This is a genomic window from uncultured Nostoc sp. (assembly GCF_964245575.1).
In the GTDB taxonomy this organism is placed as follows: Bacteria; Cyanobacteriota; Cyanobacteriia; order Cyanobacteriales; family Nostocaceae; genus Nostoc.
The window spans coordinates 1-7,759 of record NZ_CAXTNP010000319.1; the positions used below are offsets into that span (position 1 = coordinate 1).

Annotated in this window: 6 protein-coding genes; 4 read left to right on the forward strand and 2 right to left on the reverse strand. The window is 42.8% G+C overall.

Going from position 1 to position 7,759, the window contains the following annotated elements:
• Positions 1-879: 879 nt before the first annotated feature.
• Positions 880-3,285, reverse strand: a complete 2,406-nt coding sequence (locus ACFFAP_RS32780) for a GH116 family glycosyl hydrolase (RefSeq protein ID WP_375515129.1) — start codon at positions 3,283-3,285, stop codon at positions 880-882.
• A 167-nt stretch (positions 3,286-3,452) separates the two neighbouring features.
• On the opposite strand from ACFFAP_RS32780, the gene ACFFAP_RS32785 reads away from it, so the two are divergent.
• The 3 genes from ACFFAP_RS32785 to ACFFAP_RS32795 all read left to right on the forward strand — a co-directional run bounded on the left by ACFFAP_RS32785 (position 3,453) and on the right by ACFFAP_RS32795 (position 4,904).
• Entirely contained in the window at positions 3,453-4,031 is a 579-nt protein-coding gene (locus tag ACFFAP_RS32785; RefSeq protein WP_375515130.1) for a transposase, read from the forward strand.
• Between the two features lie 121 nt (positions 4,032-4,152).
• Positions 4,153-4,626 carry a hypothetical protein gene (locus ACFFAP_RS32790; protein ID WP_375515131.1) on the forward strand — a complete coding sequence of 158 codons (474 nt, stop codon included), beginning with the start codon at positions 4,153-4,155 and terminating at the stop codon, positions 4,624-4,626.
• Between the two features lie 113 nt (positions 4,627-4,739).
• Entirely contained in the window at positions 4,740-4,904 is a 165-nt protein-coding gene (locus ACFFAP_RS32795; RefSeq protein ID WP_375515132.1) for a hypothetical protein, read from the forward strand.
• Between the two features lie 68 nt (positions 4,905-4,972).
• Here the strand turns inward: ACFFAP_RS32795 and ACFFAP_RS32800 are convergent, their stop codons facing one another.
• Positions 4,973-5,350 (reverse strand): CU044_2847 family protein, encoded by a 378-nt coding sequence (locus tag ACFFAP_RS32800; RefSeq protein WP_375515133.1) that lies wholly within the window; start codon positions 5,348-5,350, stop codon positions 4,973-4,975.
• A gap of 67 nt (positions 5,351-5,417) precedes the next feature.
• Here ACFFAP_RS32800 and ACFFAP_RS32805 point away from each other — a divergent pair.
• The coding region (locus ACFFAP_RS32805; RefSeq protein ID WP_375515134.1) for a caspase family protein at positions 5,418-7,759 on the forward strand (2,342 nt) is incomplete at its 3' end.

The window sequence follows — 7,759 nt, forward strand, 5'->3', positions numbered from 1 at the left end:
GAATCAAGTAAAACACCTGTAGCAAGATGCTTTTATGAAAAAATAAATATGTAACAGATTAAGTAGATAGAATAAGCTGTTGCACCTTTAATTTGCACTAATATTTTTTCAATATGATTGTGGGTTGGCATCTTGCTTGCCCTGATAATGCAATTGTATACGTAACAGCTTATTAGAAAATTTAGTGATAGAGATAAAGTTAACTAACACATAATTTTGTTAAGTTTATTCAGTAGTAAATTTTATAATAATCGTAAATTTTTTTTGAAAAAGAAGTAGTCTTGTAAGATGTATTAACAAAGCGTAACGCACCATTCTAAGATTTTGGTGCGTTACGCTATCGCTAACACACCCTACGTGGATTTCAAAAATAAAATCGGAATCCTATATGTGTCTTAATCTTTAAAAGTTTTATAAAGTTGAGATTACGGATGCTGTGGCAGTTGGGTTAAATGCTAGTAAAAACTACCAATTTTTATGACTTTGCGATCAGTGCCTTGCTCAACAAGAATACCTCGGTCTAAAACAAAGATATAGTCGGCATAGAGTAGTCTTGAATTCTCAATGCTTCAACTCTTACCATTACTAAAATTTTCCTTCGCTTCCGGAAACACTCGGAAAATACAATCACAAATCTAGACTCTACTTTCTCAGATAAAGACCAATACGCTTGGGTTAAGGTTAAAACTCTTTGTCAAAGTCAATTTTTTTAACTAACCGCAGAGGCGCAGAGTACACAGAAAGAATGAGAAAATGCTTAACTCAAGCGTATTGCGATAAAAGCTTGTTCTAGATTGGCTTTCACCTTGAGTTGACACGCATAATAGCTGTGCGCCCCTACGTTTGTTGCATCAAAACGAGAACCGCTTTGATGGCAAATTAATTAATAACTAAGTAAATGCCCCAAATTGCCATTGCCCGTAAGTAAGTGCTAGCGCGGAAAGTACCAACTGCGGTGATAGCTTCAGGGGTGCGGAATTGCAGACCATTCTTATAAATTTGCTGTACCACAGCTTGCGTCAACTTAAATGCTTCATCTTTCATTCCCATTTGCACAAGAAAAGCCGCCAGCCCAAAGTTTATCCCTGTCCAGACTTCTAGGGGATGAGTAGCTTTGGGGTTTTCTGGTGAACCGTCAGGACGAACACCATTAGCAGCACCAAACTCACCGTTGCAGAATTTTAAAAAGCACGCATCATAAACAGTTTTTAGGGCAGAGAGAGCGCGATCGCTCGGTACAATATCAGGTAAGTCCAGCAGACGAGCATAAAACTGTCCGCATAATTGATCTGCCATTACCACATCAGAACCACTTTCACTATCAAGTTTGTAATATTGCCCATTCCAAAGTTTTTCTTGGTAAATAGGAAGAGATTGTTGTAACCAAGTTTCATAGATGGACTTTTGCGCCGCCAATGCTGTGTTACCTGTCTGGTAAGTTAATAAAATATCACTAATCGCGATCGCAGCCTCCAGGGCCGCTAACCACAACCCCCCACAATAGGCGCTGACACCCTGTAACCGCCAATCATCAAAGGTTTGGTCAGGCGCACCAGAATTCTCGGGAATCCCATCGCCATCAAGGTCAAAAGTTTTCAGATAGTCGAGGGTTTGAACGATCGCAGGCCAGCAATCTGCTAAAAATTCTACATCGTCAGCACCCGTAAGCAGAAAATCACGGTATACTTGCAAGACGAAATCACTACCCAAATCTTTCCATAAATTGCAGTCTTGATAGCTGGTGTAGTTGGTTTTCTCCCACACGTGTTCATTCGGTGCGCCTAAATCGTGGGGTGTTGCACCTGCAACTTTGCGAACGGCGACAGGACTTTCAGCTTTGATTGTCATGTAATAGCCAATGATTCGGGGTGTATCATCACCTTGAGGAATCGCCCGTGCAAATGCCCGCATTACCGATTTTTCTAGTTCTGGAAACAGCATCAGCAGGGCAAAAGAGCCGTATAATCGCACATCTAAACTTTCATACCAACGGTAATCTAGGCACTCCAGCACTGCAAACTGACCGATGGCGTCAAGTTCTGATGCTGCACTCCAGACAGTACCGCCGCTAGTGAGGTCATAAAGCTCATTAAATAGAGCCATTTTAAACCAGTTGGGTAAATCTTCCCGGTCGAGAATCGGTTTTTGCCAACTTTGAATTTGCGATCGCCAGCTTTGGTATTCTTGTAGGGCAGTAGATGCGATTGCCCAAGCGTTGTTTCCACTTTTACCAAAAAAGTCTGTATATCTGCGATAATAGTTGACTCCGGCGGCAAATTCTGTAATGGGTAAATCCCAAGCGAGGACAAAGGGGATTTCGAGAGTTTCGCCTGGTTGGAGAGTGAAACGGATTGCGATCGCAGCCCCTAACTGTTCACCTTCTGCTACTGAATTTGTATTTATATAATTGGGCAAAGAACCATCTTTGGCAAAGCTTTGCCACACCTCCTCACCCGTTCCTTCAGGATTCCAGCGAGTGTGGTGAAATACTTCCAATTGGGGATGTTTAAGTGTAGCAATACACCAAGTTCCGTCACCTTCTTGCAAAGGTTCACCAATACCAACCCGACCTAAAACACAGCCAAACTGTTGTGTATTTTCAACTATTTGGTTATAGTTTCCTTGACTTTCGCCCCAGCGTGGTTGGTATTCGTAAACCGGACTACCATCATCGCGCACCCGCACTTCGGGAGATTTTAGAGTGTTTGTAAACCAGCCCACCATATTTTGCCAAGTGAGCATAATGCCCAGAGTAATGGGTGCATCTGTGGGGTTGTGGGCATTCCAGAGGAATATTGCCACAGGGTAGCTAGTTTCTTGATAATTACCTGCCCAAACTGGGGAAAATTGCTCACAAGTCAACTGTGCTTGAAATACATTTTCATACACAAACCAGCTACGTGGATATAGCGCCTGATAATTACCTGTCCCCTCTGTGCCGGGAGTTGTCGGATACCATTGCCAAGCTTTGAGAGTGCCATCATCGGGCGCTTGGGTAGATAAAGCGTAGGCTTGGGAAGATGTGCTATTGGACTCAAAGACACTGAATTGACAAGCGGGAACGTTTTTGAAGGTATGCTCACCGCCGTCGATGTGCCACAGGTTAAAATCTCCCCGTGAAGAACGACCGATGCAACCTGCACCAAAGCCACCTAAAGGCATACCATGCCAAGGCCCATCATCGATATTACTTGCGTAGCGGACGGTATAAGGTTTGTCCCAGCCTAAGCCGATAGGACGGCTCCAAGTGCAAGAGGGAATTTCTAGAGATAGTTGATTTGTCATCGCCTAATGTTACAGCGTGCAGTTACGTCAATGAAGACTAGCGCGATGTGCGATTTTTCTCAAGGGGCACAACGATGTAAGGGCATGGCAATGCCGTGCCCCTACGTTAGATAAAAATCTCCAGGTTAATATAAACACAATTTACAAATAACCGTACTTAAAAATTAATGCCTTACGACCCGCGAATACATCAGCGTCGTTCTATTCGCCTAAAAGGACATGACTACACCCAACCAGGAGCCTATTTTATTACGCTTTGTACGCAGGGGCGGCATTGTTTATTTGGCAATGTGGTCAAGGGCAAAATGCAATTAAATTATTTCGGTCATATTGCCTTCAATTGCTGGGAGGCAATTCTCGATCATTTTCCGTACATTGAATTAGATACTTTTGTGGTAATGGCTAATCATCTACATGGAATATTGGTAATTACTGACAAGTCTGTAGGGGCATGGCATTGCCATGCCCCTACAAGAGAACAATTTGGCAAACCTGTGCGCGGTTCTATCCCAACCGTAATTGGCAGCTATAAAAGCGCTGTCAGCAAAAGCATTAATGTTATTTGGCACACCAAAAGGCAATCGATCTGGCAACGCAATTTTTACGAACACATTAGCCGGGATCAAAAATCTTTGGATCACATCCGAGAATATATCCTAGACAATCCTCAAAGGTGGGCAGATGATCCAGAAAATTCACAGCAGAATCCTGATGTTTATGAATTCCTGTTCGATATTCCTTTTTGAATCATTGTAGGGGCACAGCATTGCCGTGCCCCTACGTCGTGTTGTTGAAGCTTTGAACTTGGTAATTTTGTTGTATATGTGGGCACTCTAAAATTAAGCAACCTACTGGAGACTAATTTCTATGTCCACAGCCCCAATTAGTGCAGCACTAGCGCAATCAGAGAGAGATGCTGTGTTGCAAGCGATCGCCACAATAAAAGACAAGCTACCATTTTTGATTGATTTAAGTAACGAGGAGCGTAAAGCTTTACCCAAGATGGGAGATAAAAGCCGTGCCTTTGTCAGCAAGGCATTGGAGGTGGCGACACAGAACCCAGAGTTTTTACCGCGATCGTTTGACCTTAATGAGATGCGGAAAGACGTTCAATTATTTGAAGCTTTATATCCAGTATTGCTGTCTTTGACACAATTACAAGAGTTGGTGGATGATACTTCGCTAGCTGTGGGTAGTGAAGCTTATGCAGCCGCGTTGCAGGTGTATAACTATGCCAAAGCTAGTGGACAAGGCGCTGGTTTAGATACAGTAGTTGAAGAAATGGGGCAAAGGTTCGCCCGTAAATCTCGGAAGTCCAAGCCTCAAGCAGCAGCGTTGTAGAAAATAGCTCGGCGATTGCACTTCTTAGGTGCAATATTGAGGTTCAGAACTCGGATGTTGGAGTAAATTGCTCGGCGTTCCGAGTTCTGAACTCGAAGCTTCAACCTCAGAACATGGAATTTCGAGATCAGAACACGAAACTTCATGCTTTGAACTGCAACGTCCGAGATCCAAGAGTGAATGATGGAGAATGGAAGGCGATCGCTTACTCTTTGAACTCGGAACTTCGTGCTTTGAACTGCAACATCCGAGATTCAAGGGTGAATGATGGTGAGTGAAGGGCGATCGCTTCCATAATTCCTAGCAGAGTTGAAGGTATAAAGCTTATCCCTGCTAAAGCAAAACCTCAAGTGCTGGAATTTTGCTTCTTCTCAGGAAACTTACACTTCACCTCAATTTCAAAATTACTCTCCGCCGAACCTTCAGTCACGAAGGGGATACCAGTTTTTCCGCCGATCTTCAAGCCGAACTTCAGAGTCACCTCTTCAACTTCGGCAGCACCTAAATTTTTAAAAGCGCCAATGGCATATTTGGTATAAGCTCGAATTTGATGGTGAACTTCCTCAATCTTGACAAATGCCTCTTCCCGCCAGCCGTAGGATTCTTTATCGTCATCAACCTCTGGTGTGACTATTTCTGGAACAGTTGGCGTTTCCTTTGACTCGAACAGAATTGTATAGATTTCCCCGTCTTCTTCAAAGACTAAACGTTCTATGTTCGACATCAAGCCCTCAGATTTTAGGTGTATTTACGTTATCTTATTCTGTAACAGACAACTTAAATATGTATAGATGGCTCGTTACGCGCTTGTTGTTGGCATTACAGATTATACAAATCAGCTTTCCAACCTCACAAAACCAGCTACGGATGCAGAAGCCGTGGCGCAGGTACTAAAAGCGCATGGTGATTTTGAGGATATCGCTGTTCTCAAAGGGAAAGTTAGTACAACTAAGTTGGCTGAAGCTTTAAAAACACTTTTGCAACAACAAGCAGTTAAAAACGAAGCGCTAATTTACTTTACAGGGCATGGCATCACCGTATCTGACAGCTTAGGAACACAACAAGCATATCTAGCCACTTCTGACTTGACAATTGTCACTCAAGGCAAGCAAATTATTGAGCAAACAGGCGGGATTAGTCTTTTGAGTCTCAACAATTTAATTGCAAAATCCAACTTGAGTAGTTTAGTAGTGCTGTTAGATTGCTGTCACAGTGGTTATTTTTTGGAAAACAATCTGCTCAAAACAACTCTTACCGCCTTTAATTCAGAAAGCGATTACTACTTTATTGCAGCTTGCAGACCTTTTCAAGAAGCCTATGCCAAAAAAAGCGCACAACACAGTATTTTTACAACAGCTTTGCTGGCTGGTTTGTCAGCAGAGAAGGCTAATCAGCATGGACAGGTGACAAGTGCTGATCTGTTCGCTAGTATTAGGGCCGAACTTAAAGGTAGTGGTCAACAACCTATTCAATTGGGTTGGGGAAGTTCGATTACTTTAGTTAGCTACAAGAATCAAACACAAGCTCAAACCTTTGAAATCAAAGATGAATGTCCTTACCAAGGGTTAAAAGCCTTTGAAGCCGAACAAAAACAGTTTTTCTTTGGGCGCAAGCAGGTTGTGAGGAACATTCTAGGGAAATTGGCACAAAATCCCTTTGTTCCAATTATTGGCGCTTCCGGGAGTGGTAAATCTTCCGTGGTTCAGGCAGGTTTGATTCCAGAATTAGATCGTAGTGTCTGGCAAATTTTACCACCAATCAAGCCAGGATTTCAGCCTTTACAGGAATTGCGAGGAGTTCTGAAAGCATTTTTTCCGGGAGCGAAAAAAGAAAGATTGCTTTGGGAGTTGATTACTCAAGAACTGAATCCTTTACGTGTAATTTTGCAGCATCTCACAGGTGCAGAAAAATTTTTATTGGTAGTAGATCAGTTTGAGGAACTATTTACTGTCTCTGTTGCTGAAGAAAAGCAGAGATTTATTGAATTGCTGACTCAGGTAGTAGAGATGACCGATTCGCGGTTGAAAGTTGTGATTACCATGCGATCGGATTTTCTCGAACCATGTTCAGACTATCCATCTTTAAATAAATTGATTGAAAATCAGCTTGTTTTGATGCCGCGTATCACTGGAGTTGATTTAAAAGAGACAATAACCGAACCTGCAAAACTTCAAGGTCATAGTGTTGAAGAAACATTAGTACTGAAAATTTTAGAAGATGTTGGTAAAGAACCGGGATACTTGCCGTTGATGGAGTTTGCTTTAACTAGACTCTGGGAAAAACGCGACCAACAAAAGCATCAACTCACCCTAGAACAGTATGAAAACTTCCAAGGATTGACAGGGGCGCTGAATCTTCATGCAGAAAATGTTTATCTTTACGAAGATTATCAGCAGGATTCCCCGACTCAAAAACGAAATGAACAGGAGAAGGACTGGATTGGGCAAATTTTCCTGCGATTAGTGCGAACCGGAGAGGGAGAAAAGGATACGCGACAGCGCCAACCAAAAGCTGAACTGTTAGCCATTGCTGGTAATGACCAAAAACAGCAGGAAGCATTAAGTGAATTGCTAGATGAAGGATTAGTGAAAGGACGTTTGCTGGTAGCTGGGAAAGATGAACAAGGAAAAGCGTGGATTGATTTAGCGCATGAAGCCTTAATTGAGGGTTGGCAGAGGTTTGCCCAATGGCGACAACAAGACCGAGATTTGCGGCGGTTGAGCGATCGGTTAGCAGATGGTTTACGCGAGTGGGTGAATAAAGGGGAGAATGAAAAATACTTAATGCAGGGGGGATTGCTGGCAGAGGTGCGGGAAAATTGGGAAAAGCTAGAGTTTTTATCATCACCTCAAGCGAAGAATTTTTATCAACGCAGTGATGCTTATGAACAGCACCAGATTGCCACATTAGAAAAGGCACTGACTGAATCACGATTGCGAGAGAAAGCCGCGAGGGTAGAGAATTTATTGACTATCCAACCCCTAGATAGTCTAGTTTTGGCAATTCAAACTATGGGTGAGAATCTGGAGAAATTACCCCAGCAGATTCTTGCACCAGTTCAGAACAGTTTGAATCGGGTGGTGAATAAAGTAAGAGTCTCCATTCCCTTCCGTGGTCATGAGGATTATGTCTG

Bases quoted from the DNA above. Each gene is read 5' to 3' on its own strand.
- ACFFAP_RS32780 (WP_375515129.1), bottom strand. From the start codon at position 3,285: ATGACAAATCAACTATCTCTAGAAATTCCCTCTTGCACTTGGAGCCGT.
- ACFFAP_RS32785 (WP_375515130.1), top strand. From the start codon at position 3,453: ATGCCTTACGACCCGCGAATACATCAGCGTCGTTCTATTCGCCTAAAA.
- ACFFAP_RS32790 (WP_375515131.1), top strand. From the start codon at position 4,153: ATGTCCACAGCCCCAATTAGTGCAGCACTAGCGCAATCAGAGAGAGAT.
- ACFFAP_RS32795 (WP_375515132.1), top strand. From the start codon at position 4,740: ATGGAATTTCGAGATCAGAACACGAAACTTCATGCTTTGAACTGCAAC.
- ACFFAP_RS32800 (WP_375515133.1), bottom strand. From the start codon at position 5,350: ATGTCGAACATAGAACGTTTAGTCTTTGAAGAAGACGGGGAAATCTAT.